Here is a 24,322-nt window from a genome sequence, read left to right on the forward strand (position 1 = left end):
CGCTGGCCGGCGAGGGCCATCCGATCATCCCGGTGATGCTCGGCGATGCCGCACTGGCGCAGGAGATGGCGGCGCGCATGCTCAAGAAGGGCGTCTACGTCATCGGCTTCTCCTTCCCGGTGGTGCCAAAGGGCCAGGCGCGCATCCGCACGCAGATGTCGGCCGCCCACAGCGAAAACGACGTGCGCCGGGCGATTGCCGCATTCGAAGAGGTCGGCCGCGAGCTCGGTGTGATCAAGTGAGTGTAGAGCTCTGCCCCTCACCCTAGCCCTCGGCATGTTCCTTCTCCCCGTCTCGCGGGGAGAAGGTGGCGGCAGCCGGATGAGGGGCGGCCCCAGGCGGGCAGTTGATTTTGGAGACAACCAAATGACGAAGATGATGAAGGCGCTGGTCAAGACGAAGCCGGCGGTCGGGCTCTGGATGGAACGTGTGCCGGTGCCGGAGGTCGGACCGAACGACGTGCTGATCAAGGTGAAGAAGTCGGCGATCTGCGGCACCGACGTGCATATCTGGAACTGGGACCAATGGGCCCAGAAAACCATTCCGGTGCCGATGGTCGTCGGCCATGAGTTCATGGGCGAGATCGCCGCGGTCGGCTCGGCCGTCACCAAATACCATGTCGGCGAGCGGGTCTCGGGCGAGGGCCATATCGTCTGCGGCAAGTGCCGCAATTGCCGCGCCGGCCGTGGCCATCTTTGCCGCAACACGCTCGGCGTCGGTGTCAACCGGCCGGGTTCGTTCGGCGAATTCGTCTGCCTGCCGGAATACAATGTCGTGCCGATCCCCGAAGACGTTCCCGACGAGATCGCCGCGATCTTCGATCCCTTCGGCAATGCGGTGCACACCGCACTGTCGTTCGATCTGGTCGGCGAGGATGTGCTGGTGACCGGCGCCGGGCCGATCGGCATTATGGGGGCACTGGTTGCCAAGCGCTCGGGCGCGCGCAAGGTGGTGATCACCGACATCAACCCGACGCGGCTGGAGCTTGCCCGCAAGGTCGGCATCGACCATGTCGTCGATGCGTCGAAGCAAAACCTCGCCGACGTGATGAAGGCGATCGGCATGACCGAGGGCTTCGATGTCGGGCTGGAAATGTCGGGGGCAGCACCCGCCTTCCGCGACATGATCGACAAGATGAACAATGGTGGCAAGATCGCCATTCTCGGCATTGCGCCGGCCGGATTCGAGATCGACTGGAACAAGGTGATCTTCAAGATGCTCAACCTCAAGGGCATCTACGGCCGCGAGATGTTCGAGACCTGGTACAAGATGATCGCCTTCGTCCAGGGCGGGCTCGACCTGTCACCGGTCATCACCCACCGCATCGGCATCGACGAGTTCCGCGACGGCTTCGAGGCCATGCGCTCCGGCAACTCCGGCAAGGTCGTCATGGACTGGTAAGCGGGACGCTTCGGCGCAGTGCCGGAAACCACCAGGCCGCGCGTTCCACGGATGCGCGGCTTTTTCGTCAGCGTTTCCCGTTTAGACGGAATCGCAGAAACGCTATATCTCTTTGTTTTTGCGCATTTCCTGACGGAAAACCGCTGCGCACTTCTCCTGGAAATGCTCTAGTTGGCAAGGCCGAACTGGATCTCGATCTCGTGGTAGCGGGCGCCCGGGCCGGCCCAGCGATGATAAATCTCGCGGCTCTCGCCGGAGAAATTGTGTCTGCTCATCTCGATCTTTTCCACCAGCGGCGCATAGCCCTGGGTGAAGAGGCTTCGCATCGGGCCTTGATGCAGGGTCGAGGCTACCATGATCGGCTCGAGCTCGATCATATCCAGCGCGCCGCGATAGCCCTCGCCACGCTCGACGGGTCGGCAGATGCGCCAGTCAAAGACGGTTCTGGCGTTCTTCGGCAGGTTCTGCGCGATGAAGATCCAAGGCCCTGCGGGCTTGCGCCCCGCCCGGCCGATCTCCGCCTCGATCAGCGGTGCCAGCTCGGCGGCTGCATGCCTGACGTCCGGGATTGTGATCCTGCGCGCAATGCTGATGACGCGCATGGCGTCGGTTTCCTTGATGTTCATTCTGGCCTCCGTTTCCTGCAGCGCCGCGCGTCTTTTCAGACGCGCAAAGGTCGCTGTAGCGCTTTGAATTGCCGCATGTTTTTGTCCATAAATCGGGTACGATTTAAGGAAACATGCAGTAGGGCGGAAGGTCTTTCGAGATCGGGTCGCGGGCAAGCGAAAAACCGGAATAATGTTGCGAACTCTAAGACGAAGTCCGCCGTTTCAGGAATTGTTTTGCGTCTTGTTGATCCGGCTTGTTCGTCGGCTGCGGTGCACTATCTTTGCCGACGCTGCCGATGTCTGCGATCAGCGGTTGAGACGATCAGAGGAGCCCGTGCATGCGCTATGAGGGAAGCTGTCATTGTGGAAAGATTGCCTTCGAAGTTGAGGGGAACTTCGCCGAGGCGATCGATTGCAATTGTTCGATGTGTCGCCGGCGTGGCGGATTGCTGGCCTTCGTTTCGCGCGACAGTCTGAGGCTGAAGACGCCGGAAGCTGATCTCTCGACCTATGAATTCAACAGGCATGTCATCAAGCATCATTTCTGCAACCATTGTGGCATCGCACCCTTCGGCGAAGGGGCCGGTCCGAACGGACCCATGGCGGCCGTCAACCTGCGCTGTCTGCCGGAGTTCGACATTGAGGCAGTGAAGATCGTCAAATATGACGGGCTTTCGGTGTGAGGGTGCCAACGCGTATAGTCATGGTTGCGCCGTTGGCCAAGGCACAACGGAGCCTTGCCGATAAGCGGTATCGACCCTTGTCTTTTGACGGGCAGCGCCTACATGTTCAGCGGACGCTGATAAACACCAAAAAACATGAACTGAGGCGATTTTTGCCGAATCGGGCGGTTTTTCAGCGGAAATGCTTGACGGGATCGAAAATTCTGGGAATCACCATTTCCAAGCAAGAAATGGCGAAATGACACGGCGGTTAGGATATCATGCCAGTAGTGCTTCAGTGGCAGGACTGTCGGAGCTTGCCCGCTTTGCCACGATCGCTATCGTGGTTAATCAGGAATTAAACATCATCCCGTTACGTCAGGGGAAATGATTCGGTGGCGGGTGCGCGGCGCACCCGGACCTTCGAGCGGCATTTGCACCGGGCTCACGCCGGTTGCGACAAGGAAAGCGACGAACTAAATGGCAACCAAAGTCAAAGAAAACGAAGAAGCTGACGTTGAACGCGAAGGCGCTCCGGACGGCCCGCTTCTCGATCTTTCCGATGACGCTGTCAAGAAGATGATCAAGGCCGCCAAGAAGCGCGGCTATGTGACGATGGACGAATTGAACTCCGTCCTGCCGTCCGAAGAAGTCACCTCCGAGCAGATCGAAGACACGATGGCGATGCTCTCCGACATGGGCATCAACGTCATCGAAGACGAGGAAGCTGAGGAAGCCGCCGGCGGCAGCAGCGACGACGAAAGCAGCGACGACGACAACGACGGCGAAGGCGGCGAACTGGCCCCTTCCGGCGGCACGGCGCTTGCGGCGACGAAGAAGAAAGAGCCGACCGACAGAACCGATGACCCGGTGCGCATGTATCTGCGCGAAATGGGTTCGGTAGAGCTTCTGTCGCGCGAGGGCGAAATCGCGATTGCCAAGCGCATCGAGGCTGGCCGCGAGACGATGATCGCTGGTCTCTGTGAGAGCCCGTTGACGTTCCAGGCGCTGATCATCTGGCGCGACGAACTCAACGAAGGCCAGACGCTGCTGCGCGAGATCATCGATCTCGAAACCACCTATTCCGGTCCCGAGGCAAAGGCTGCTCCGCAGTTCCAGAGCCCGGAAAAGATCGAGGCTGACCGCAAGGCTGCCGAGGAAAAGGAAAAGACCCGCAAGGTTCGCGCCGCCAACGACGACGACATCACCAATGTCGGCGGCGATGTCATGCCGAGCGAGGAGGAAGAGGAAGACGACGACGAGTCGAACCTCTCGCTCGCCGCCATGGAAGCGGAACTGCGCCCGCAGGTCATGGAAACCCTCGACATCATCGCCGAGACCTACAAGAAGCTGCGCAAGCTGCAGGACCAGCAGGTGGAAGCCCGCCTGGCTGCCACTGGCACGCTGTCGCCTGCCCAGGAGCGCCGCTACAAGGAGCTCAAGGACGAGCTGATCAAGGCGGTCAAGTCGCTGTCGCTCAACCAGAACCGCGTCGACAGCCTCGTCGAGCAGCTCTACGACATCTCCAAGCGCCTGATGCAGAACGAAGGCCGCCTGTTGCGCCTGGCCGAATCCTACGGCGTCAAGCGTGACTCGTTCCTCGAGCAGTATTCCGGCGCCGAACTCGACCCGAACTGGATGAAGTCGATCAGCAACCTGGCCGGCAAGGGCTGGAAGGAATTCGCCAAGAGCGAAAACCAGACGATCCGCGACATCCGCCAGGAGATCCAGAACCTTGCGACCGAAACCGGCATCTCGATCGCCGAATTCCGCCGCATCGTCTCGATGGTGCAGAAGGGCGAGCGCGAAGCGCGCATCGCCAAGAAGGAAATGGTCGAAGCGAACCTGCGCCTCGTCATCTCCATCGCCAAGAAGTACACCAACCGCGGCCTGCAGTTCCTCGATCTCATTCAGGAAGGCAACATCGGCCTGATGAAGGCGGTCGACAAGTTCGAATACCGTCGCGGTTACAAGTTCTCGACCTATGCGACCTGGTGGATCCGTCAGGCGATCACCCGTTCGATCGCCGACCAGGCCCGCACGATCCGCATTCCGGTGCACATGATCGAAACGATCAACAAGATCGTTCGCACGTCGCGCCAGATGCTGCATGAAATCGGTCGCGAACCGACGCCGGAAGAATTGGCCGAGAAGCTCGCCATGCCGCTCGAAAAGGTCCGCAAGGTCCTGAAGATCGCCAAGGAGCCGATCTCGCTCGAAACCCCGGTGGGCGACGAAGAGGATTCGCATCTCGGCGATTTCATCGAGGACAAGAATGCGCTGCTGCCGATCGATGCCGCCATCCAGGCGAACCTGCGCGAAACGACGACCCGCGTTCTTGCCTCGCTGACGCCGCGCGAAGAGCGCGTCCTGCGCATGCGCTTCGGCATCGGCATGAACACCGACCATACGCTCGAAGAAGTCGGCCAGCAGTTCTCGGTTACCCGCGAACGTATCCGTCAGATCGAGGCGAAGGCGCTGCGCAAGCTCAAGCATCCGAGCCGCTCGCGCAAGCTGCGCTCGTTCCTCGACAGCTAAGCGGTCGAAGGTCGAACCATCAAGAAGCCGGGCGCTCAGCCCGGCTTTTTTGTTGTTCCGATGCTTTCTTGTAGGTGTCTCCGCACAGGACTATACTTCCCCTTTCGGAGCAATTGGGGCACCCGGCTTGAAGCACGGGCAGTCGCACCGTGGGCGTGAAGCGTGCCCTCATGGAGGTGTGAAATGACCACTTATGTCGTGCTCCTCAACTGGACAGAGCAGGGCGTTAAGAACGTGCGCGAGTCTCCCAAGCGGCTCGACGCGGCCAAGAAGATGCTCGCCGACATGGGCGGCTCCTTCAAACATTTCTTTCTGACCATGGGCGAGTACGACATGGTGGCTATCTGCGAGGCGCCTGACGATGCGGTGGCGGCGCGCTTTGCCATGACGCTCGGCATGGGTGGCAATGTGCGCACGCGGACGCTCAAGGCCTTCCCGGAAGCCGCCTATCGCGAGTTGGTCGCGTCCCTGGGCTGAGATCAGCAGGCGCTGAGCGCAACAATCGGCAATACGATGCTTATCTACGGCGCGCCGTTGCCGGAGAGTATGCGCGCGGCGCCGCGCATGGCATCCCGAAAGGCCTCGTCGAAGCTGACGCCGCGGATCTGCCAGCGATACTCCCTGCCGTTTTCGGTGATGCGCCAGTCGGCGATCCAGCCGCGGGCGGCATCGGACCATACGAGGGTGCCGGCGAGGGGCACTTCCGCGCCGATATCCGTTGCGAGCTGTTTGAGCTCGGCCGGCCGCTGGCGCGATAGATGGACGAAATCAAGGTCTTTGCTTGTAAGCGTTGCAGCATCGGGCAGCCGCACCGAGAGCGCCAGCGGTACTGCCGCGACGGCAAGCGAATCCGCCATATACGGGCTCTCGCTGCCGTCGCGCGTCAGCACGAAGCGGCGCCTCTGATCGTGAACGGCAAGCAGCACGGCGATTGTCGGCCGCGGCGACAGCCACGGCTTGCGCCCGAGCTTTGCCAGGAGCGGATCGATGGTGGTGGGATCGAAACGGCAGGTAAGGTCATGCGGGCGGTCATGCGTTCCCTGCTCGTCATGAATCGGGACGCCTTCCAGCCGGTCGCGGTAGGAGAACGAGGCGACGAACTCTGCGGCTTGCACCTGCAGGGCGGCAAGTGCCGTGCTCCCCGTGAGCGTGAAATCGCCGGAGACCTTGACGAGAACCTCGCTCAGGCATTCGCGAAAGCCGATCTGCCGGTTCTGCTCGCCGGTGCCTGTGACGATCGCATCGCTGACATAGAGCGCCGTCCGGTCGGCGGCTTGCGCGCCGGTCCACAACAGCCCGATGATCGCTGCGGTCATCACAAGCGTTTTGGCTAGCCTGCCCATCAGCCCGTCAGTTTACCGGCGGCAGCGGGCAGCTGAGGTCGCCTTCCTGACAGCTGAGATAGCCCTTGAAATCCTTGACGCGGTTCTGGGTCAGGTTATCGCGGCACAGAAGGACGATCATCGGATAGGCGGTGCCGCCCGTAACCCCGGCGGCGGAAAAATCGCATTCGGCATCACGGAAGGCGATCCATGCCTTTTGTGCGGCAATGAGCAGCTTGGTGGTGTCCTGGTCGTCCTTCAGGCGCGCCTCGATCTGCTTGTAGAGGGTGTTGAGTTCGGTGTCGGAGGCCTTGAGGGATTTATCAGCGCATTCGTTCATCGTCGCCTGGTCGCTGGCATTGGCGCAATCGTCGGCCCATGCGGCGGGTGCAAGGCCCACCAGTCCGACAAGGGTTGCAAACATCAAAGCAGGAAACCGCATGTCTTCGCTCTCCTCGTTTCGCGCCTGCCGCCGTCGACGCGCGCTCGCATGATCTTCGGAAACCTGCGGACGCGCAAAGGACGCCGTAGCACTTTGAACCTGCTGCATAATTTATCCTTAAATCGGATCCGACTTCAGGACGTATGCGGTAGCCCCGCAATCAATCGTATTCGATTCAAAACCGATCCTTAACGTTTACGTTTTATCAATCTCTCGGAAACGAGAGGTTCGAAGATGCGTTGCGTTTTTGTCGTCGTCCTCCTGTTGCTGGCCGGTTGCGCAACGGTGCCGAGAGACACCCGGAACGCGTGCGCGGTTTTCGAGCAGCGAGATGGCCTTTTCAACAATTGGCGCCGCGCCGCCTATCAGGCGGAGCGCGAATATGGCGTGCCCGTTCCGGTGCTGATGGCGACGATCTATACGGAATCCGGCTTCCGCCATAATGCCAAGCCGCCGCGCACAAAACTCTTCGGCTTCATTCCCTGGACGCGCGTTTCATCGGCCTATGGCTATTCGCAGGCGCTCGACGGCACCTGGGCGCGCTACCAGAGCGAAACCGGCCGCTGGACGGCGCGGCGTTCGGATTTCGGCGACGCCATCCGCTTCATTGCCTGGTATCACCGCGAAAGCAGCCAGAAGAACGGCATCGCGCTCAACGACGCCTATCGGCTCTACATCGCCTATTATCACGGGCATGCCGGTTATGCCCGCGGCAACTGGAGCGACACGGCCAAGACCGGCGCCAAACGCGCCTCTGGCATGGCCTCGCTCTATAGCCGCCAACTCAACGGTTGCGGAAGCTGATGTCATATCAGCAGCTGGCATAGGGCTCAGCCGGCGGCGGCCTTTTCAAGCCCGGCGACGTCGATCTTGACCATGCCCATCATCGCCTGCTGGGCGCGGCCGGCGCGGGCCGGATCAGGATCGCTCAGGTGCTGCATCAGCGCATCCGGTATGATCTGCCAGGCAAGGCCGAAGCGGTCCTTCAGCCAGCCGCAGTGCTGCGGCGTGCCGCCGTCGAGCAGGCGCTCCCAATAATAGTCGACCTCCGCCTGATCGGCACAGCGCACGAAGAACGAGACGGCTTCGGAAAACTTGAAATGCGGCCCGCCGTTGAGCCCCATGAACGCCTGTCCCTCAAGCTCGAACGAGGCGGTGAACGCCTTACCGTCAGGCCCTTTCTTGACGTCGGTGACGCGGGAATTGCGGAAGATGGAGGTATAGAACTGGATGGCGTCTTCGAGCTGGTTGTCGAACCAGAGAAAGGGCGTGATCTTCTGCATGACTGTTGCTCCCTTGGGCGGTGGTCTTCCCAAGGACGAACGAAAAGCGGATGTGCCGACAGGCGACCCGGATTTTTTCTCAAAGCCTTGAGTGGCCGCAACAGGCCGGCCGGCAAAGGCGGCGAGGGCACCCAAGCATTCATCATCTGAAAAAATCGCTGGTTTTGTCGGAACCTTTCCATCCCGTTCGTCCTTTGTTGGTCGAAGCAACCGAGGAGGATATCGACATGAGTTACGTGGATGGTTTCATCGTTGCCGTGCCCAAGGGCAATATCGAGGCCTACAAGGACATGGCGCGGCAGGCGGGCGATGTGTGGATGGAGCATGGCGCACTCTCCTATGCCGAATGCCTCGGCGACGACGTGCCCTATGGCGAGGTGACGTCCTTTCCCCGCGCCGTGCAGGCCAAGGACGACGAGACCGTGGTCTTTTCCTGGATCGTCTACAAGTCGCGCGCCGACCGTGACGCGATCGTTGCCAAGGTGATGGCGGATCCGCGGCTGCAAGGCGATGCCTGGAAGGATGTGTTCGATGGCAAGCGCATGATCTATGGCGGATTCGAGGCTTTTCTCGAGAAATAGACTTGGCGGGAGGCCTACAGCGCCGCGCGTCTTATTAAACGCGCAAAGGTCGCTGTAGCCCTTTGAATTGCTGCATGTTTTATCCTTAAATCGAATAGGATTTAAGGAGACCTGCAGTGGGCTTGACTTGGCAGCGGCTTTTGCCAAACCCGTTCAGGTGGCGGCGCGCTTGCCGCCGCCAGCCGAGGAGAACCAACGCCGATGCCGCAGACCACGATCGTCATTTCCACCCGCGGCCAGGGGCTCTACGAGTTCACCGACGAGGCGGCAGACTTCGTCAGCGCCAACGGCGCGGGCGAGGGGCTTTTGACCCTGTTCGTCCGCCACACCTCCTGCTCGCTGTTGATCCAGGAAAACGCCGATCCCGACGTGAAGCGGGACCTCCGCGAGTTCTTCGCCCGGCTGGTGCCGCCATCCTCCGATCCGTCGATGCGCTGGGTGGTGCACACGCAGGAGGGGCCAGACGATATGCCCGCTCACATCAAGGCGGCGCTGACGCAGGTGTCGATCGGCGTGCCCGTCAATGCGGGCCGCATGGCGCTCGGCACCTGGCAGGGGCTCTATCTCTTCGAACACCGCGACCGGCCGCACCGCCGCGAGATCGTGCTGCATCTGGGGCCATGACATCTGCCGATTGACCGCGGCAACGTCTTGAAGGGGACTGTCACCCCTCCATATTGGTTAGGGAACGGGGTGCGAACGAAATTTGCCGGCGCGTTCGTTCGATCGTCGTTTCCTCGTCTGCCGTCCGAAAGGCATGGCCATACGCAATCAGCATCGAGGTAGATATGACCGACGCGCAGACCATTGCCAGCCGCTTCATCGAGGCGCTCAACGACCGCGATTTCCACGCCTTGGCGCGGCTTGTCGACGAGGACGTGGCGCTTGATTCGCTGACCGGCCAGCGCACCGTCGGCGTCGAGCCGCTGCGGGCAAGCATCATGACCTATCTCCGGCATTTCGACGAAACCTATGGCGACATCGTGCTGATGCGCGACAATTTCGGCCAGCGGATTGCCGCCGATGTGACGGCGCGCGGCACCTATCGTGAGACGCTGGAGGGCTTTCCCGCCGCATCCGGCCAAACCTATTCGATCCCCACCGTCTTCGTATTCGAGATCGAGGACCAGTCGATCACCCGGCTCAGCCATTATCGCAACATGCGGGCTTTCGAAGCCGAACTTGCCGGCTGATCGGCAGCGACGCATCACGGCCGCCTCAAGGAAATCGTGGCGATCTTTTTATGCCGCCCGTCGCGCGCGGTATCGCAATCCTGCGTGCCGGGGATTCCATTAATCAACTGATATTTCTAGCGAAAATCCGGTTCTGGTGCGGCAGCACCGCGCCGTTGCGGCTCGCTTAAAAGTCGAACGAATCTTTGTCTCCCGCCGGTTTTCGTCAGGTGCCCGCAATCTGAACCCCGCATGAATGTGCAGTTCCGCTAGCGTTCAGTTTGGCGCCGCTATTGTCCGATCAATCGCTTGGGACGGTGATTGCAGATTGAACCCTTCAAGCCCTCGGAGAAAGACCATGAAGAATACCCTCATCAACGCAGCCGCCGCCGTCGTCATCGGTTTGACCGGCCTCGTGGGCGCCGCTTCCACCGCTTCCGCAGAAACCGTCGAATTCGGCTTCGGCTCGGGCGGTGGCGTCCAGGTCCAGTATCGCGACTACGACGGTGGTTATGGTGACGAGCGCGACTGGGGTCGCGAGCGCCGCGGTCCGGACCGTGGCTGGGATGGCGGTGGCCGCCGTAGCCGTTGCGCCCCCTGGATGGCCGTCGACAAGGCCCGTGACCATGGCCTGCGCCGCGCCCATGTCGCCGATGTCTCGCACCGCCGCGTCGTCGTCGAAGGCAGCCGCCGCGGCTATCGCCAGACGATCGCGTTCGCCAACGTTCGCGGCTGCCCCTTTATCGGCCGCTGGTAATCCAAGCCTTTTCCGTCCTGTCTCCCCCGGCCGGCGGAAATGCGCCCCCTCACGCCCCAGGCGTGAGGGGTTTTTCTTTGTCTGAGACACATCGCAGAAGAGCAGGGCTGGGCCGCACGCCACAAGTCTCTGGTCCACCTGGCGCTGTTGCGAAGCCGCGACCCACTTTGCGTTGTTTGGCGGGAGGGCTGCCTCAGTGGCCGGGCAAAGCGTGGCTCTGCCAATCAAAGCGCGCAGCAATTCCAAGTGCTACAGCGACTTTGCGCGTCTGATACGACGCGCGGCGCTGTCGTGCGTGGGACCGTATGCGCTCCATCCGGTGAGCAGCATACCGCAGAGCGATGCCTTGGCATCGGCCGCGACGCTGGTTAGCCGACAGAGGGTCCACCCGGAGGGGGTCGGTGCTTCTGGCCTCCAGACGGGGTCGATAATCCTCAGCGGCCGGGTTCTCTTGTTTTACCCATGTCGTTATCGCAAGCCTGCGGCACACTTTCGCGACATGCTTCAATCTCAAGCCGGACAGAAAAAGCCCCGCGCGGTTGTAACCGCACGGGGCTTTGCTATGCGACTGATGCCCGCCTAAGCGAAGCGTCGTACCGAGCCAACTGCAGGCCCGCAAAACCCGCCCGCACTTTCCGCGGGACGGGCCTCAGCGGTCGGTCTTACTGCTTGATCGCGAAGGTGACGTTGACGGTCACGTTGTAGCTGTTTTCGCCCGTTGCCATCGGCACGGAGTCGGCTGCGTATTCCTTGGCCATGCCGGCGCGCATCATCGGCACCGGCTCCGGGCGGAAGCCCTGTTCGGTGATCTCGACGATGTTGCCGAGCGAGACGCCGGCAGCTTCGGCCAGAACCTTGGCCTTCTCGATGGCGTCGGCAACGGCTGCCTTGCGCGCTTCGGTGATGGTGCCTTCCGGCTTGTCGTTGGTGAACTGGATGCCGCCGCCCTGGTTGACGCCCAATGTCACCGATTTGTCGACGATGTCACCGAGCTTGGCGAGGTCGCGCACGCGCACGCTGACGCCGTTGGCCACCTGGTAGCCGATCAGCTCCGGCGGGCGGTTGCCGCCGTCATTGTTGGGCGGGTAGTTGTATTGCGGGTTGACCGAAAAGCCGCTCGTCTGCAGGTCGCGCTCGGCAATGCCGCCGTCCTTCAGCGCAGCCAGAACCTCGGCCATCGTCTTGTTGTTGGCGTCGAGCGCCTCGCGGGCGGTCTTGGCGTCCTTGACGACGCTCAGCTGCAGGATGGCCATGTCAGGCGCGATCGATGAGCGGCCTTCGCCGGCCACGGTGATGATCGCTTCGCGCTTTTTGGCGGGATCTTGCGCGTGCGCGCCGGCAGCGGCAATACCCGCAAAGGCGGCGGCCAAGGCAGCAATGGAAAGCGTGCGGGCAGTGCGTGTGGAATTCATGGTTCGTGTCTCTCCGGTTGTTTCTGTCCCTGCTGCTTTCATGCTTAGCGATTGTGTGGGCATTGCGGCAATGACTTGTCGTCAAAAAGGTTTTCGGCTAGAGCCATTGCCGATCACGAACTGCCATTGGTTCGCTGAGTCCCGGATCTTTGATCCGGCGTGGGCCTGTAGCTCAATGGTTAGAGCCGGCGGCTCATAACCGCTTGGTTGGGGGTTCGAGTCCCTCCGGGCCCACCATTGTAACCTACCGGCGAATGTTTGCGAGATCTGCGTCTCAAGCCTGTTAAATCATTGCGTTCGATGAAGCGTAAAGCGGGCGTGAGGTCTCTATCCTCGTGCAACGCGTAGGATGTGAGCGGAAATCCTGTAAAATGCTAACAACACGCGCTTGATTGCTGAAGCTATATGCAAGGCAGACGTGAAACGCCTAAAAATTGCAATGGCCGACAAAGCGAGCCTGATAAGGACGTCTCTCATGAAAGGCTCGCGCCGGCCCGGGACCTCGCGCCCACCAGGGTTCTTTCCGCGACCTAAAAATGGCTCAACAGCAGTCGCGCTGGAGAACCGCGCTCCTGGCTGCTCTACGGTTAGATACTTCTCATCTGTGAGATAACCGCCGAGCGGTCAAAAAAATGCCCGCCGGAGCGGGCAGTTTTGGAGTGGGCGCATACGCTCAAACATGTTGCGCCTGGAAGCCAAGGTGCGTCACAGAGGTCAACACTGTGTAAACAGCCGGCAGCCAGAAATGAGGGGGACTTTGGTCGGGCCCGGTTTTGCGCCGAGCGTCCCGCGGACGAACGGCTGTTGCGGCTTGACAGGTGATCGGCGCGCATGGCGGCGATGGCGGCTGGTGCGGCAGGCGCTGCGAAGGGAAGGAAGACAGGCGCGCAACTGGCGCATGGTCGACGTCGGTGTGCGGTTGAAATCGGTGCGCGTGGGTTGGCGGCCCGGCCTGATGATCTCACAGCGTTTCTTTGTTGCGGCCACGTATCGCGCCTTGGCTGGGCGGCGGCTGGCGAGGCGAAGGCCCGTGCCTGCCGCGCCGATTTCGGTCGTCCGTACGTGTGAAAAGACATCGCTAAGAAAGAAACTCTTAATTTTAGCTGTCAATAATAAGAAGTGGGGGTTGAACTTCTTGGGTGATTCCCGCTACTGCATGTTTCCTTAAATCCTATTCGATTTAAGGATCAAAACATGCAGCCATTCAAAGTGCTGCAGCGACCTTTGCGCGTCTAACAAGACGCGCGGCGCTGTAGGGAAGTTGCCAAGCGGCGCTGGCCGCTTCTTCGAAAGGATGCTTATGCGAAGCCTAACCGCCTTGGGCGGCGCACGCCGCACCACCGTTTCGGGTTTCAAGTATCTCGTACCTGCCTCGCTTCTCGGTCTTCTGCTTGTCTCATCCGGCTGTTCGTCGGCGAGTATGGCTGAAAGCCCGCTGTTTGCGTCTGCCGGCTCCAAGGCAGCCGTAAGCGCACCGAGCGCGGGCGCGAAGCAGGGCAAGCTGATCAAGGTTGCGGAAGAGGACGATATCGTCGAGCCGCTGCCGGCAAGACGGCGCGTTTCCGCCTATCTCGGCCGCGCGCCCTATATCTGCTCGCCGAGCGGTTTCGGCCATACGTCGCGCTGCTTCCTCAGAAGCTCGCTGTAAAGCCATTCCCATAGGGCGGAGCGCCACAGCACCCCGTTTCATTCCGAGTGCCGTTAGACCGTTTCCGCGTTGGATGCACGAACGGAAATACTCAAGCTCCTTGTGTTCCAGGCAACTCCGGGCGGAACCTTCCCGGGCTTTTCCTGGAAATGCTCAAAGTCCTCCTGCCGGAGACAGCTCTTGTCGATTGCGATGTTCAGATCGGTGTTTTTGGCCGGCCTCATGGCGCTTCTGCCAGTGGCGGGTGCCTCGCGGGTTGCGGCTGCCGATCTCGGCGGCACGGTCGATCGCGTGCTGACGACGGGCTCGATCAGCTCGGCGGCGCGGTCTGCCGGCACGCCCGGCGGCGAGGTCGCGATCGGCGTCTACGATCCGCATGACGCGGTCACGGGCAGCGCTGCGCTCACGATCGAGCATGTCTTCATCTATTGGCAGGCGCTCGACAAGGCGATGCTGAAGCGCAAGATCGCCATTGCCGAGGGCCAAGGGCGGGCGCTGATGATCTCCGTCGAGCCCTATACCCATGCGAGCAACTGGCGGGCGGGCGGCGAGCGGCTGTTTGCCGATATCGGCCGCGGTCGTTTCGACCGCGAGATCGGCGATATCTGCCGGCGTGCCGGCGCGGTTGCAGCGCCGGTCTACATGCGCTGGGGCCACGAGATGGAGGACCCTGACGGCCGCTATCCCTGGGCGCGGCGCGACATGGACGGCTATAAGAAGGCGTTTCGCTATTTCGTTAGAAGCTGCCGGGAGCTGGCGCCTGACGCTCGCTTCGTCTGGTCGCCCAAGGGCCATCGCAACCTTGCCGGCTACTATCCCGGCGACGATGTCGTCGATGCCATCGGCATTCCCGTGTGGGGTCTGCAGAAGATGGATGTGGACTATTGGGGGCGGGAGCGCAGCTTCGGCGAGACGCTTGGCGAAAAATACCGCCGCGTCGAAGGCTTTGGAAAGCCTGTGATGATTGCCGAGCTTGGGGTTGCCGGTTCAGCGGATTACAAGCGCGCCTGGTACGCAGAAATCTTCGATCGCAGGACTTATCGCGCGCGTTTCCCGCTGTTGACGGCCGTGGTGTTCTTCAACGACAGGGAGCCTTACAAGTGGCCGCTTGGCTATGGCTCGCCGGACTGGCGGCTGGACAAGGCCGCGCTGGCAGCACTTGTTTCCGACAAGGTCGAAATCGTCGGCCGGCCGACGCAATAGCGGCTGATGCATGTCGCGCAAAAGTGTGCAGCGGTTTTGCGAAAACGGCATGCGGTTTAAGAGCGGTGGACGCACCGGCCGTTCAGTCGGTGCGTGAATGTCGGAAAACTGGAGTTTTTCTCAGGCAAGCAGAAGGCCCGATTCACGGGCGGCCGCGGTGAAGCATTGGCTTGCCCTGTTGACGCTGGTCAGCCCGTCAAGCGCATCCAGGCAGCGCTGAAGGGCGGCACGATATTCCCGTCCACGTCTGCCCGGCCATTGCCGCAGCAGTTCGAGCGCCTCCCAGACCGTCCTGACGACGGTCTGCCGCTTGGACGACAGTTTCAGGTGGATCGGCGTTGCGAAGGTTTTTTCGCTCATCTTGCATTCCTCGTTCATAGTCTTTTGAGCGCGAGGCCAACGCCGGGGAGCGCCAATGGTTCCCTCCGCGGCTGCACTTTTTTAACCATGACGATGCCGACCCGATGTGTTCGGCCAGATGGGGGGCCGTCGGAAGCCCTGGAAGACAAGGCTTTCGGACGAGAGCCGGCACGCTTTCGCCGTGACAATTTTTGCGAAAGATTTTTTCGAATGATGGAGGCGTGGGGAGCGGCGAGGGGCCTGCGGCCGGGTGCAGGCCGTCTCCCTGAAACCGTTCAAGCGTTTTGGCTGTCAGCGATCAGAGATCGAGCGCGGCCCTGAGGTCGGTCGGCTTGCGCTCCCTGAGGTCGAGATCGGCCTCGATGTGATCGATATGGCGGATCATCAGCGCACAGGCGGTGTCGATGTCGCCGGTTTCGATCGCAGTCAGGATGTCGCCATGCTCGTCGTGGCCACAGGTCGAGACGCTCGATTGTCCATAAAGCGCGATGACGAGCGAGGAGCGCGCCACCAGCTCATCCATGAAGCGCCTGAGAATGACATTGCCGCTGAGATCGGCGAGCGCCAGGTGGAAATCACCCGAGGCCTTGATCTCGGCGCGGCGCGCCGACCGGCCGCGCTGTGCGGTCAGTTGATGTTCGGCGGCAAGCAGGCGGCGCAGCTCATCGATATCAGCCGCGCCAATGCGCGGCGCGGCGGCGCGCACGAGGCCCGGCTCGATCAGTCGGCGGGTCGCAAAAATCTGGCGGGCTTCATCCGGCGAGGGATGGGCGACGAAGGCGCCGCGGTTCTTCTCGACAGTGACCAGCCCCTCATAGGCGAGCGACTGCAGCGCGGCGCGCACCAGCGTACGGCTGACGTTGAACAGATCGCCGACATCGCTTTCGGACAGCTTGGTTCCGGGCGCAAGCCGTCGTTCGACGATCGCATCGCGCAGCTTGTCGCGAATCTGTCGGGTGCTGGTGTCGGTGGACGCGTCGGCCGCCGCAGGATGGGTGGTCAGGGACATGAAGGAAATCGATCCACGATTGAACGCGGCATCTTATCGACGCGCGCGCCCTACAGCGCCGCGCGTCTTATTAGACGCGCAAATGTCGCTGTAGCACTTTGAATGGCTGCCTGTTTTTATCCTTAAATCGAATAGGATTTAAGGAAACATGCAGTAAGGAAACGACAATCTGGCATGGCAAAGCGTCGTTGCCAATGTGGGCCGACTACTTGTCAAGTTCGGGATAGACGCGGTCGATGAAGCCTGGCCGGAGCTTCTCGCCGATCAGGCAGTCGGGAGCGGGCAAGGCATCGACGAGGCGCACACGCGGCGGTGGCGGCAGGCCGCTGACCTCCAGGATCAGCTTCTGGCGGATGGCGATGGCGAAATCTTCCGGCTCATGCACCGGCAGCACGAAGGAGCCCGGGCCGCCGACGACGCACTCGGCATAATACTGGTCGAGCGGCCCGGTCGAGACGGACGGTCTAATCAGGATCGCCAGGCCATTGATGATGATGCCGCGGGCAATGGCGATGTCGCGGGCGGGAATGACCGGTGGGCCGATATTGTTGGGTCCGTCGCCAGACACGTCGATGATGCGGCGCATGCCGGCAAAGGCGTTGGAGTCGATCAGCGCTGTGCCGTAAGTGAGCGCGTTGGAGATCGAGGTGCCGCGGCGGGTGCCGACGGGGCGGGCCTCGATCAGCGCGGCAAAGGCGTCCGCTTCGGCGGCGTTGGAGATCACCTGCCAGGCAACGACGGAGGATTCGTTGACGGTGCCGGCCCATTCGAAATAGCCAAGGGCGATCCGGCCATAGCGACCGCTCGTTACCGCATTGAGGAAGTCGGAATGGCGCAGCGCCTGCACGTAGCCGGCGCGCTGGACGCGGGCTTCGTCCAGATCCATCGAGCCGGACATGTCGACGGCCAGCACCAGTTCGACATCGACGTCGGTGTGCGCGGCGGTCGATTGGGTCGGGCCACCAGTCAGGGAAAGGATCAACGCCAGCATGGTTAACATCGCTTCAACCCGTCATTGCGAGCCGCGTCATCTCAGGAAATGTAGCACAGGATTGGCTTATCGCGACTGTTTGGGGTTGGCTGACCTTCAATAAAAGGTGATATCGACAGGGTTTACTGCCGATCGATACCGTGCCGACGGGCCTGCATGAGCTGAGGATATGCTTCAACAGACACGGAATACGGAGCGTTTTCAGGTCGATAGGCTGCAGTCCGCCGCTTTCGACTATTTCCTGCGCTATAGCGATGCCGGCACCGGGCTTGTCGCCGATACGTCGCTTCCCGACGCGCCCTCAAGCATCGCTGCCACCGGTTTCGGGCTTTCCTGCTACCCTGTTGGCGTCGAGCGCGGCTGGATCGGGCGCGGCGAAGCGGCCGGCCGGGTGCTGATGACCCTGCGGTTTCTGGCGCAAAGCCGGCAGGGGAGCGATGCGCTCGCCACCGGTTATCGCGGCTTCTACTATCACTTTCTCCACATGAAGACCGGCGAGCGGGTGTGGCAGTGCGAGCTTTCCACCATCGATACCGCGCTGCTGATTGCCGGCGTTTTGACCGCAGGCGCCTATTTCTCCGGCGACAGTGCGGGGGAGCGGGAAATCCGCGCGCTTGCGGATAAGCTCTATGCCCGGGTGGATTGGCGCTGGGCGCTCGGCCGTGGCGAGATACTGACGATGGGCTGGCGACCGCCCGGGCGGTTTCTTAAGTATCGATGGCAGGGCTACAGCGAGGCACTGCTGCTCTACGTGCTCGCGCTCGGCGCGCCGCACCATGCAATCGGCCCGGAGCACTACCGCGAATTCACGGCCGCCTATGCGTGGACCACGGTCGACGGTGCGCCGCATCTGCAGGCCGCGCCTTTGTTCGTCCATCTCTTTCCGCAAGCCTGGTTGGACCTTCGCGGCATTGGCGATGCGCCGATGCGTGACGAGGCGACTGATTATTTCGACAATACCTGCCGGGCGATCGCGCTGCAGCGAGCCCATGCCGAGCGCAATCCCGGCGATTTCGCCGGTTACGGCGGGGATATGTGGGGCCTCAGCGCCTGCGGTGGACCGGCGGGGCGGCAGCGGCTTGTCGATGGGCGTTGGCAGCGGATGCTCGGCTATGCGGCGCGCGGCGCGCCCGGTGGTCCTGACGATGGCACGCTGGCACCTTGGGCACCGGTTGCCTGTCTGCCTTTCGCTGCCGATGCGTCGCAGTCGGCACTCGCCGAGCTCGAGAACTGTTACCCGGACATTCTGTGCGAGAGCCGGTTTCCCGGCGGGTTCAATCCGAGCCTGCCCGGTGTGGGCCCGGAGGGTTGGGTCGACGACCGCGTGGTCGGGCTTGACCAGGGGCTTGTCGTGATGATGATCGAGAATGCCAGAAACGGTTTCGTCTGGGAGCTGACGCGCAGCATTCCGGCCATACGGCGCGGATTGCAGCGGGCGGATTTTCGCGGCGGCTGGCTTGAGACCAGGGAGACGGCATGAGCTTGGGCCACGAGCGGCAGGACGAGCGCCCGGCGGAGGACGAGGCGGACGCGGCGTTGCGCCAGAGCGCCCTTGGCGTTCTCGCGCACCTGCAGTCGTCTTTCCCCGAAGTGGGCTTTTCGCTCGGGGCCGCCGGCGACGTATTTCTTCCCGAGGCGCGGTTCTGGGTGGAGGAGGGCGTCGGGCTTGAAGACAGCCTTGCCTATCAGGATCGCTTTGCCGAGGGCATGGACGACAAGATCCGCGCCGCCCATCTGATTGCCTTTTACAGCAACCAGCTCACGCTCGCGCTTGGCGGCCTCTATCTCGGTGGGGGCATCGTGGCAGCCGTTCGCGGCCTTCGCTTCGAAGAATTTTCGCGGGCCTATGGCGAACGGCTTGTCGCGGCCAAGCGGTTTCATTTCAGCCTTGCCTTGCCCGCAGCCGGGGATCATGCCCCGGCGACTGCGGACGTCTTCGGCGAAACCTTCGCTGCGCATCTGGCGCCGATCGTCGTCATGTTGAAGCGTCGCACCGGCCTGTCCTCGGGCGCGCAATGGCGGCTTGCGGCGGATTCGCTTGCCGGTGGGTTCCTGGAGATCGGCCGCGTCCTCGGCGACGAGGAGACCGCGATGGCGAGGGCGCTGGCGATCGTCAAGCGCGCGGGTACGTCGCTATTTTCCGACAAGCTCCGTTACGAGGACATCGTGATCGAGATCGGCGGCAATCATGCGCTGTCGCGCACCTATCGCCTGCGCGGCGGCTGCTGTCTCTATTATCGAACGGAAGGTGGCAGCTTCTGCGACAGTTGCGTGATGCTGGCGCCGGACGACCGCCGCGCGCGGTTGCAGGCGCATCTGCTGGCATTGCAGGCGCGCTGAGACATCTCGACGACAAAGCCCCTGATATCGGCGATATCAGGGGCTCCGGGTTGATGGCGAAATCTGGCCGGTCTGTTACGCCTTGGCGAAACGATCGTTGATGAAGCCCGACACGACGCCGAGAACAATCCAGAACGCGAGCGTGGTGGCAAGGGCTGCCACGGCGAATTCAGCGCCGAGCACGGCCGGCACATTGCTGGAGATGTCCGACGGTTGCGGCGCGCCATAGACATGCGGTGCCGCGATCAGCACGAGGCCGATGATCTTGGCGGCGATCTCTTGCCGCAAGACCAGCAGATAGAGACCGGCGGCAGACAACAGCACGGTTGCACCCCACCAGACCTGGCGGTCGCCGAGTTCCGCGGCCGGGAAGCCCGGCAGTTCCGGCGGCAGACCGATTGCCGGCAGCATGTGCACGGCAAGCCAGCCGCAGGCGCCCCAGAGCGCGCCGTTCCTGAGCGTGATCGGGTAGCCGATGACGAGGCTGACGCCGGCGAGCAGCAGCGCGAAGCCGGAGCCGGTCACCAGATTGGCGATCAGCGTGCCGGAAAAGCGGCTCATGCCGAACATGATGCCGCCTTCCTCGTGTTCGCCCTCATGGGCGTAGGCAGGCGTGATCGGCGACAGGGCGTCAAGCAAAGCGCCAATCGGCGAAACCGCCTTCAGCGACGAATGCTGGTCGTGGTTTGCTGCGGCCGGATCGGCCGTTCCCGGCTGAACGGCTGGTTGTTCGCCGGCGGCCGGTGCCTCGCCTTCGAATTCTTCCGCGTGCAGGATCAGCGGTACGACGCGCAGTTCCTGGGCGCCGGTCATGAAGACACCGGCAATCAATCCAGCCACGATCGCGGCCAGAAGCGTTCTGACAATCATTTTCGATATCCCTCGATATCGGCGCGCCATGCATCTGGCAGGCAGCGCCGTGTCCCACTGGCAAATATGCGAACGGCTCCGTCCGGCAGATCTTCAATCTGCATCAGACGCGAGCAAACGCGTCCGGCTGTCTGCCGGAAGCGTTTTTGTCCGCAGCTATGTCGATGCGGAACGCAAGTCGCGTCCCGGAACATCGCTTAGTGGCAGGGGAAGCCATAGGAGTGGCGGGTGTCGTGCGCGGTATCGTGCAGCACGGCCGAGTTCGCCAGGCCTGCGCCGAAGACGAGGAAGCCGCCGATGAGGAGCGCGATGATACCTGCGGTCAGACGATCGCTGAGGGAGAGCGGAATGCTCGAAACTGTAGATGTAGCCATGACAACCTCCGTGATGGCGTCGGGATCTTTCCCGGTTTGGGCCCTATGCCCGCATCGACTGGCAGGTTTCCTGGCTCAGGACGTCGGGTGAGATCACCCTGGATTTGCCTCGCCTTCCCAGAGCAAGGGCCGCCCTCTCGCGGTCTTGTCTCCAGTGGCTTCTTCCGGATCGCTCCGGAACGGCGCATTCACGTCGCTCTACAGTCGCGGGGTCGGCCGTGATTTGAATGCCCAGCATGGGTCCATCCGTCACGTTCCCGTTTACTCCCGAAACGCGTTCGCGTTGCGGGAACCAATCGATCCACGATGATTAGGATCGCACCCCGGAGATGTCAATTAGACTTGCGCCGCCGCCCGGTCCATCCGCGACAAAATCACGAAGGATCATGCGTTTATAGGCTTCGACGATCTGGTCGCCCTCTGCTCTGGTGACGGAGACCGCAAGCCGCATCGTGCAATCGCCGAGATGCATGATCAAAAAGGCGGCGCTGTCGATCGTTTCGCGCGGCGTGTCGGGCGCAAACCGAGCCCAGACGTCGGCCAGAAGCTGGCCGCCGGCACGGCTTTGCAAAAGGTCGATCTCGCGCAGCGCCTTGTCGGCCTGCATCGCTGACCAGATGTCGCGCATCACAGGCTCGGCCAGGAACATATCGTAATAGATGTCGAACAGCATGGAGAAGGCGTCACGCAGTTCCGAGATCGACGTCACCTTGGCAAGCTCGGCCCCGATGCATTCATTGCAGACCGCATTGTAGCGCTCGGCCAGCGTGCGCACGATCGCCGCCTTGTCGGGGAAGTACTGGTAGAGGGAGCCGATCGAGATTCCAGCCTTTTCAGCGACTTCGCTCATGCGCATGGCGTCGCTGCCCTTCTCCTGGATGATCGCCGTGGCGCAGGAAAGGATGTGCTCGACGCGCTCGCGGCTGCGCTTCTGGCTGGGCGTGCGGCGCAGCGCCGGCTCGTCGTCAGCGGGGATTGTGGAAGGGCTTGCATCGGGAATCATGAGTAATGCTCACATTTTGACTTGACTCCTAAAATACGAGGATTTATCACATTTGCAAATGTGAGAGATGCTCATGTTTTGCAATCAACCTCAGGAGGAAGCGATGACTGACAAACTCACACTGGTTCTGGGCGGTACGGGCAAGACGGGGCGGCGGGTGGCGGCCCGCCTTGAGGAGCGGGGTATCGCGGTGCGCATCGGCGCCCGTTCGGCATCGCCTTCCTTCGACTGGACGGATGAGGCGACCTGGGCGCCCGTGCTTGAAAATGTCGAGCGCATCTATATCAGCTACCAGCCGGATCTGGCGGTGCCGGGCGCCGTCGAAACCATCCGCAAATTCTCGAGGCTTGCCGTTCGCTCGGGCATCAAGCGGCTGGTGCTTCTGTCGGGGCGCGGCGAGGACGAGGCGGAAGCGGCCGAGCGCGAACTGCAGGCCTCCGGCGCCGACTGGACGATCATCCGGGCAAGCTGGTTCTTCGAGAATTTCAGCGAGGATTTTTTGACCGATTCCGTTCGCAGCGGATCGGTGTTCCTGCCGCCGGATGAGATCACCGAACCCTTCATCAGCACCGACGACATCGCCGACGTGGCAGTTGCAGCCCTTCTGGACGAGGGGCATGTCGGCAAGGTCTATGAGCTGACAGGCCCGCGGCTGATGACCTTTGCCCAGGCCGTGGCCGAGATCGCGACGGCTGCCAACCGCCGGATCGGCTATCAGTCCGTGCCGGTTGCCGACTTCACGGTGCAGTTGCGGGCCGACGGATTGCCTGATGACTATGTCGAACTCATCCGCTATCTCTTCACGTCGGTGCTCGACGGGCGCAATTCGCAAGTGACGTCCGATGTCGAGCGCGTGCTTGGGCGCAAACCGCGCGACTTCGCCGACTATGCCCGGGAGACCGCTGCAACTGGTGTCTGGAGTATCGCCGCATGATCCCGCTGATCCCCGCTCTGGCGTTTGCCGCCGCAATCGGCTCCGGCCTGATGGCCGGGCTGTTCTTCATCTTCTCGGTCTGCATCATGCAGGCTTTGTCGCGGCTGCCGGCGGAGCAGGGGATCGCGGCGATGAACGCCATCAACGTGGTGATCCAGAATCCGCTGTTCCTCAGTACCTTCATGGGCACGGCGCTTCTGGGGCTCGCGCTGGTCGTCGCGGCCTTCATCTGGGGCGGTAACGGCAGCCTGCTGCTGGCGGCCGGCGGCATCGCCTACGTCGCCGGCGTGCTGATCGTCACCATTATCTTCAACGTGCCGATGAACGATGCGCTGGCGGCTGCCACGTCTGGGCAGGCTGCCACCGAAATCTGGCAGCAGCACTACCTGACCGACTGGGTCTGGTGGAACCATGTGCGCACGATTTCCTCGATCGGCGCTCTGGCGCTGTTCATTCTGGGTTTTGCGCGCAGCTGAAGAGAACGACCGACGCGACCCTGTGAAGGTCCGCCGGTCGTTCATTTCAATCAACCAGCGAGCCGCAGGTGAGGTTGGCGATCGCGCCGGTCATGGCGCCCGCCCGGTCCGAGGCGACGAAGGCGGCATAGTCGGCGACCTCGTCGAGCCTCGGGAAACGGCCGAGCAATGTGCCGGACTTTGCCCGACCGTCGAGCATCTCCTCCACAGTGGTATCGAACCGGTCGGCAAACCCTTGAAAGACGGCGCGCGCATGCGAAGCTGGCAGTGCCTCGGGAATGGCATCCGGCCGCAGGCAGATGACGCGGATGCCATGGCTGCCGAGTTCGCCGGCGAGAATGCGCGAGAAGGTCTCGATGGCGCCGCAGGTGGTGCCGTAGCCGAGGAAACCCGAGCCGGACATGCGCGAGCCGGGCGTCGAAAGCGTCAGGATGACACCGCTGCCGTTTCTTTCCATCTGCGCTGCTGCCGCCTTGGCGGTGATGAAGTTGGCGCGGGTATAGGCTGCAATCGGGTGCTCGAACTGTTCCAGCGTCAGCTCAGAAAGCGGCGGGCCCTGAATGTGGGCAAAGCCGACAGCGGTCAGGACCACGTCGATCCTGCCGGTTCGGTCGACAACCGATTGCGCATGCCGCTCGACGGCGGCTTGATCCATCACGTCGAGGACGTCGAACTCCGCCTTTCCACCCGCCGCCCGTATTGCCTTGGCCGTACGATCCAGGGTTTCGGCCGTTCGTCCAACGAGAAAGACACTCGCGCCTTCGCGGGCAAAGGCACGCGCCGCAGCACCGCCGATGGCGCCGCTGCCGCCATAAACAATCGCACTCTTATCCTGAAGCAACATTGTAGCCTCCCTTGATCCTGTTGGGGTGAATGGGCGTGCGGCATGGGCCCCTGGATCGATATCGATCCAAGGGAGAAAACCGTGCAGCAAGT

General features: G+C 62.1%; 28 protein-coding genes, 1 tRNA gene and 1 riboswitch. Of the genes, 17 read left to right on the forward strand and 12 right to left on the reverse strand.

Annotated elements, in window-relative coordinates:
• Together IB264_RS13315 and tdh are read left to right on the forward strand one after the other, a co-directional pair.
• Positions 1-242, forward strand: a 242-nt coding sequence (locus IB264_RS13315; protein WP_192433700.1) for an aminotransferase class I/II-fold pyridoxal phosphate-dependent enzyme, incomplete at its 5' end; no start/stop codon positions are given.
• 124 nt (positions 243-366) lie between these two features.
• The gene (gene tdh, locus IB264_RS13320) at positions 367-1,401 is read left to right on the forward strand and encodes an L-threonine 3-dehydrogenase (RefSeq protein WP_107028309.1); all 1,035 of its coding nucleotides are present in this window, start codon (positions 367-369) and stop codon (positions 1,399-1,401) included.
• A 167-nt stretch (positions 1,402-1,568) separates the two neighbouring features.
• Here tdh and IB264_RS13325 read toward each other — a convergent pair whose 3' ends face one another.
• Positions 1,569-2,027, reverse strand: a complete 459-nt coding sequence (locus IB264_RS13325; protein WP_025427884.1) for a hypothetical protein — start codon at positions 2,025-2,027, stop codon at positions 1,569-1,571.
• 320 nt (positions 2,028-2,347) lie between these two features.
• On the opposite strand from IB264_RS13325, the gene IB264_RS13330 reads away from it, so the two are divergent.
• From IB264_RS13330 to IB264_RS13340, 3 genes are all read left to right on the forward strand, one after another.
• Complete coding sequence (locus IB264_RS13330; protein WP_025427883.1) at positions 2,348-2,692, forward strand: GFA family protein; 345 nt, start codon at positions 2,348-2,350, stop codon at positions 2,690-2,692.
• A gap of 459 nt (positions 2,693-3,151) precedes the next feature.
• Positions 3,152-5,209, forward strand: coding sequence for an RNA polymerase sigma factor RpoD (gene rpoD, locus IB264_RS13335; RefSeq protein WP_025427882.1), 2,058 nt, complete (start codon positions 3,152-3,154; stop codon positions 5,207-5,209).
• Between the two features lie 183 nt (positions 5,210-5,392).
• On the forward strand, positions 5,393-5,686 hold the full coding sequence (locus IB264_RS13340; RefSeq protein WP_025427881.1) for a GYD domain-containing protein: 294 nt from the start codon (positions 5,393-5,395) through the stop codon (positions 5,684-5,686).
• Between the two features lie 44 nt (positions 5,687-5,730).
• On the opposite strand, the gene IB264_RS13345 is transcribed toward IB264_RS13340, so the two are convergent.
• Together IB264_RS13345 and IB264_RS13350 are read right to left on the reverse strand one after the other, a co-directional pair.
• Positions 5,731-6,525, reverse strand: coding sequence for a DUF2066 domain-containing protein (locus IB264_RS13345; RefSeq protein ID WP_158268959.1), 795 nt, complete (start codon positions 6,523-6,525; stop codon positions 5,731-5,733).
• Between the two features lie 34 nt (positions 6,526-6,559).
• A complete protein-coding gene (locus IB264_RS13350) occupies positions 6,560-6,973 on the reverse strand; it encodes a lysozyme inhibitor LprI family protein (protein ID WP_025427879.1) in 414 nt (137 codons plus the stop codon).
• A gap of 234 nt (positions 6,974-7,207) precedes the next feature.
• On the opposite strand from IB264_RS13350, the gene IB264_RS13355 reads away from it, so the two are divergent.
• A complete protein-coding gene (locus IB264_RS13355; protein ID WP_025427878.1) occupies positions 7,208-7,777 on the forward strand; it encodes a transglycosylase SLT domain-containing protein in 570 nt (189 codons plus the stop codon).
• A 26-nt stretch (positions 7,778-7,803) separates the two neighbouring features.
• On the opposite strand, the gene IB264_RS13360 is transcribed toward IB264_RS13355, so the two are convergent.
• A complete protein-coding gene (locus tag IB264_RS13360) occupies positions 7,804-8,256 on the reverse strand; it encodes a VOC family protein (protein WP_025427877.1) in 453 nt (150 codons plus the stop codon).
• 227 nt (positions 8,257-8,483) lie between these two features.
• Here IB264_RS13360 and IB264_RS13365 point away from each other — a divergent pair, with 227 nt between their 5' ends.
• From IB264_RS13365 to IB264_RS13380, 4 genes are all read left to right on the forward strand, one after another.
• Entirely contained in the window at positions 8,484-8,837 is a 354-nt protein-coding gene (locus tag IB264_RS13365) for a DUF1428 domain-containing protein (protein WP_025427876.1), read from the forward strand.
• Between the two features lie 201 nt (positions 8,838-9,038).
• Positions 9,039-9,461, forward strand: a complete 423-nt coding sequence (locus IB264_RS13370; protein ID WP_025427875.1) for a secondary thiamine-phosphate synthase enzyme YjbQ — start codon at positions 9,039-9,041, stop codon at positions 9,459-9,461.
• Positions 9,462-9,625: 164 nt separating this feature from the next.
• Entirely contained in the window at positions 9,626-10,030 is a 405-nt protein-coding gene (locus IB264_RS13375; protein ID WP_025427874.1) for a ketosteroid isomerase-related protein, read from the forward strand.
• A 337-nt stretch (positions 10,031-10,367) separates the two neighbouring features.
• Positions 10,368-10,766: a hypothetical protein gene (locus IB264_RS13380; RefSeq protein ID WP_025427873.1), complete on the forward strand. Its 399-nt coding sequence runs from the start codon at positions 10,368-10,370 to the stop codon at positions 10,764-10,766.
• Between the two features lie 662 nt (positions 10,767-11,428).
• On the opposite strand, the gene IB264_RS13385 is transcribed toward IB264_RS13380, so the two are convergent.
• Entirely contained in the window at positions 11,429-12,178 is a 750-nt protein-coding gene (locus IB264_RS13385; RefSeq protein ID WP_025427872.1) for an SIMPL domain-containing protein, read from the reverse strand.
• Between the two features lie 161 nt (positions 12,179-12,339).
• Here IB264_RS13385 and IB264_RS13390 point away from each other — a divergent pair.
• The 3 genes from IB264_RS13390 to IB264_RS13400 all read left to right on the forward strand — a co-directional run bounded on the left by IB264_RS13390 (position 12,340) and on the right by IB264_RS13400 (position 15,029).
• Positions 12,340-12,415 (forward strand) — tRNA-Ile (locus IB264_RS13390).
• A gap of 1,063 nt (positions 12,416-13,478) precedes the next feature.
• The gene (locus IB264_RS13395; protein ID WP_038576297.1) at positions 13,479-13,826 is read left to right on the forward strand and encodes a hypothetical protein; all 348 of its coding nucleotides are present in this window, start codon (positions 13,479-13,481) and stop codon (positions 13,824-13,826) included.
• A 180-nt stretch (positions 13,827-14,006) separates the two neighbouring features.
• A complete protein-coding gene (locus IB264_RS13400) occupies positions 14,007-15,029 on the forward strand; it encodes a glycoside hydrolase family 26 protein (protein WP_051509175.1) in 1,023 nt (340 codons plus the stop codon).
• A gap of 120 nt (positions 15,030-15,149) precedes the next feature.
• On the opposite strand, the gene IB264_RS13405 is transcribed toward IB264_RS13400, so the two are convergent.
• The 3 genes from IB264_RS13405 to IB264_RS13415 all read right to left on the reverse strand — a co-directional run bounded on the left by IB264_RS13405 (position 15,150) and on the right by IB264_RS13415 (position 17,398).
• Positions 15,150-15,389, reverse strand: coding sequence for a DUF982 domain-containing protein (locus IB264_RS13405; protein ID WP_025427868.1), 240 nt, complete (start codon positions 15,387-15,389; stop codon positions 15,150-15,152).
• A 298-nt stretch (positions 15,390-15,687) separates the two neighbouring features.
• Positions 15,688-16,398, reverse strand: coding sequence for a GntR family transcriptional regulator (locus IB264_RS13410; protein WP_025427867.1), 711 nt, complete (start codon positions 16,396-16,398; stop codon positions 15,688-15,690).
• Positions 16,399-16,603: 205 nt separating this feature from the next.
• The gene (locus IB264_RS13415) at positions 16,604-17,398 is read right to left on the reverse strand and encodes a DUF1194 domain-containing protein (RefSeq protein ID WP_025427866.1); all 795 of its coding nucleotides are present in this window, start codon (positions 17,396-17,398) and stop codon (positions 16,604-16,606) included.
• 160 nt (positions 17,399-17,558) lie between these two features.
• Between IB264_RS13415 and IB264_RS13420 the strand changes: the two genes are divergently transcribed.
• The gene (locus IB264_RS13420; protein ID WP_025427865.1) at positions 17,559-18,869 is read left to right on the forward strand and encodes a glucoamylase family protein; all 1,311 of its coding nucleotides are present in this window, start codon (positions 17,559-17,561) and stop codon (positions 18,867-18,869) included.
• On the forward strand, positions 18,866-19,729 hold the full coding sequence (locus IB264_RS13425) for a (2Fe-2S)-binding protein (RefSeq protein ID WP_025427864.1): 864 nt from the start codon (positions 18,866-18,868) through the stop codon (positions 19,727-19,729). The genes IB264_RS13420 and IB264_RS13425 overlap by 4 nt, the downstream gene beginning before the upstream one ends.
• Before the next feature lie 75 nt (positions 19,730-19,804).
• Here the strand turns inward: IB264_RS13425 and IB264_RS13430 are convergent, their stop codons facing one another.
• From IB264_RS13430 to IB264_RS13440, 3 genes are all read right to left on the reverse strand, one after another.
• Positions 19,805-20,599: a CbtA family protein gene (locus IB264_RS13430; RefSeq protein ID WP_025427863.1), complete on the reverse strand. Its 795-nt coding sequence runs from the start codon at positions 20,597-20,599 to the stop codon at positions 19,805-19,807.
• A 197-nt stretch (positions 20,600-20,796) separates the two neighbouring features.
• Positions 20,797-20,973 carry a CbtB-domain containing protein gene (locus IB264_RS13435; RefSeq protein WP_025427862.1) on the reverse strand — a complete coding sequence of 59 codons (177 nt, stop codon included), beginning with the start codon at positions 20,971-20,973 and terminating at the stop codon, positions 20,797-20,799.
• A gap of 42 nt (positions 20,974-21,015) precedes the next feature.
• Positions 21,016-21,285, reverse strand: a riboswitch (cobalamin riboswitch).
• Positions 21,284-21,976, reverse strand: a complete 693-nt coding sequence (locus IB264_RS13440; RefSeq protein WP_025427861.1) for a TetR/AcrR family transcriptional regulator — start codon at positions 21,974-21,976, stop codon at positions 21,284-21,286. It overlaps the preceding riboswitch by 2 nt.
• Positions 21,977-22,079: 103 nt before the next feature.
• Between IB264_RS13440 and IB264_RS13445 the strand changes: the two genes are divergently transcribed.
• Entirely contained in the window at positions 22,080-22,910 is an 831-nt protein-coding gene (locus IB264_RS13445; protein WP_025427860.1) for an NAD(P)H-binding protein, read from the forward strand.
• Complete coding sequence (locus tag IB264_RS13450; RefSeq protein ID WP_025427859.1) at positions 22,907-23,386, forward strand: DUF1772 domain-containing protein; 480 nt, start codon at positions 22,907-22,909, stop codon at positions 23,384-23,386. Before IB264_RS13445 ends, IB264_RS13450 begins: the two co-directional genes overlap by 4 nt.
• A gap of 46 nt (positions 23,387-23,432) precedes the next feature.
• Here IB264_RS13450 and IB264_RS13455 read toward each other — a convergent pair whose 3' ends face one another.
• The gene (locus IB264_RS13455) at positions 23,433-24,230 is read right to left on the reverse strand and encodes an SDR family NAD(P)-dependent oxidoreductase (protein ID WP_025427858.1); all 798 of its coding nucleotides are present in this window, start codon (positions 24,228-24,230) and stop codon (positions 23,433-23,435) included.
• Between the last annotated feature and the right edge of the window lie 92 nt (positions 24,231-24,322).

The organism is Ensifer sp. ENS11 (assembly GCF_014851895.1).
In the GTDB taxonomy this organism is placed as follows: domain Bacteria; phylum Pseudomonadota; class Alphaproteobacteria; order Rhizobiales; family Rhizobiaceae; genus Ensifer; species Ensifer canadensis.

Coding starts and splice junctions, on each gene's coding strand:
- tdh (WP_107028309.1), top strand. CDS start 367: ATGACGAAGATGATGAAGGCGCTGGTCAAGACGAAGCCGGCGGTCGGG.
- IB264_RS13325 (WP_025427884.1), bottom strand. CDS start 2,027: ATGAACATCAAGGAAACCGACGCCATGCGCGTCATCAGCATTGCGCGC.
- IB264_RS13330 (WP_025427883.1), top strand. CDS start 2,348: ATGCGCTATGAGGGAAGCTGTCATTGTGGAAAGATTGCCTTCGAAGTT.
- rpoD (WP_025427882.1), top strand. CDS start 3,152: ATGGCAACCAAAGTCAAAGAAAACGAAGAAGCTGACGTTGAACGCGAA.
- IB264_RS13340 (WP_025427881.1), top strand. CDS start 5,393: ATGACCACTTATGTCGTGCTCCTCAACTGGACAGAGCAGGGCGTTAAG.
- IB264_RS13345 (WP_158268959.1), bottom strand. CDS start 6,525: ATGACCGCAGCGATCATCGGGCTGTTGTGGACCGGCGCGCAAGCCGCC.
- IB264_RS13350 (WP_025427879.1), bottom strand. CDS start 6,973: ATGCGGTTTCCTGCTTTGATGTTTGCAACCCTTGTCGGACTGGTGGGC.
- IB264_RS13355 (WP_025427878.1), top strand. CDS start 7,208: ATGCGTTGCGTTTTTGTCGTCGTCCTCCTGTTGCTGGCCGGTTGCGCA.
- IB264_RS13360 (WP_025427877.1), bottom strand. CDS start 8,256: ATGCAGAAGATCACGCCCTTTCTCTGGTTCGACAACCAGCTCGAAGAC.
- IB264_RS13365 (WP_025427876.1), top strand. CDS start 8,484: ATGAGTTACGTGGATGGTTTCATCGTTGCCGTGCCCAAGGGCAATATC.
- IB264_RS13370 (WP_025427875.1), top strand. CDS start 9,039: ATGCCGCAGACCACGATCGTCATTTCCACCCGCGGCCAGGGGCTCTAC.
- IB264_RS13375 (WP_025427874.1), top strand. CDS start 9,626: ATGACCGACGCGCAGACCATTGCCAGCCGCTTCATCGAGGCGCTCAAC.
- IB264_RS13380 (WP_025427873.1), top strand. CDS start 10,368: ATGAAGAATACCCTCATCAACGCAGCCGCCGCCGTCGTCATCGGTTTG.
- IB264_RS13385 (WP_025427872.1), bottom strand. CDS start 12,178: ATGAATTCCACACGCACTGCCCGCACGCTTTCCATTGCTGCCTTGGCC.
- IB264_RS13395 (WP_038576297.1), top strand. CDS start 13,479: ATGCGAAGCCTAACCGCCTTGGGCGGCGCACGCCGCACCACCGTTTCG.
- IB264_RS13405 (WP_025427868.1), bottom strand. CDS start 15,389: ATGAGCGAAAAAACCTTCGCAACGCCGATCCACCTGAAACTGTCGTCC.
- IB264_RS13410 (WP_025427867.1), bottom strand. CDS start 16,398: ATGTCCCTGACCACCCATCCTGCGGCGGCCGACGCGTCCACCGACACC.
- IB264_RS13415 (WP_025427866.1), bottom strand. CDS start 17,398: ATGTTAACCATGCTGGCGTTGATCCTTTCCCTGACTGGTGGCCCGACC.
- IB264_RS13420 (WP_025427865.1), top strand. CDS start 17,559: ATGCTTCAACAGACACGGAATACGGAGCGTTTTCAGGTCGATAGGCTG.
- IB264_RS13425 (WP_025427864.1), top strand. CDS start 18,866: ATGAGCTTGGGCCACGAGCGGCAGGACGAGCGCCCGGCGGAGGACGAG.
- IB264_RS13430 (WP_025427863.1), bottom strand. CDS start 20,599: ATGATTGTCAGAACGCTTCTGGCCGCGATCGTGGCTGGATTGATTGCC.
- IB264_RS13435 (WP_025427862.1), bottom strand. CDS start 20,973: ATGGCTACATCTACAGTTTCGAGCATTCCGCTCTCCCTCAGCGATCGT.
- IB264_RS13440 (WP_025427861.1), bottom strand. CDS start 21,976: ATGATTCCCGATGCAAGCCCTTCCACAATCCCCGCTGACGACGAGCCG.
- IB264_RS13445 (WP_025427860.1), top strand. CDS start 22,080: ATGACTGACAAACTCACACTGGTTCTGGGCGGTACGGGCAAGACGGGG.
- IB264_RS13450 (WP_025427859.1), top strand. CDS start 22,907: ATGATCCCGCTGATCCCCGCTCTGGCGTTTGCCGCCGCAATCGGCTCC.
- IB264_RS13455 (WP_025427858.1), bottom strand. CDS start 24,230: ATGTTGCTTCAGGATAAGAGTGCGATTGTTTATGGCGGCAGCGGCGCC.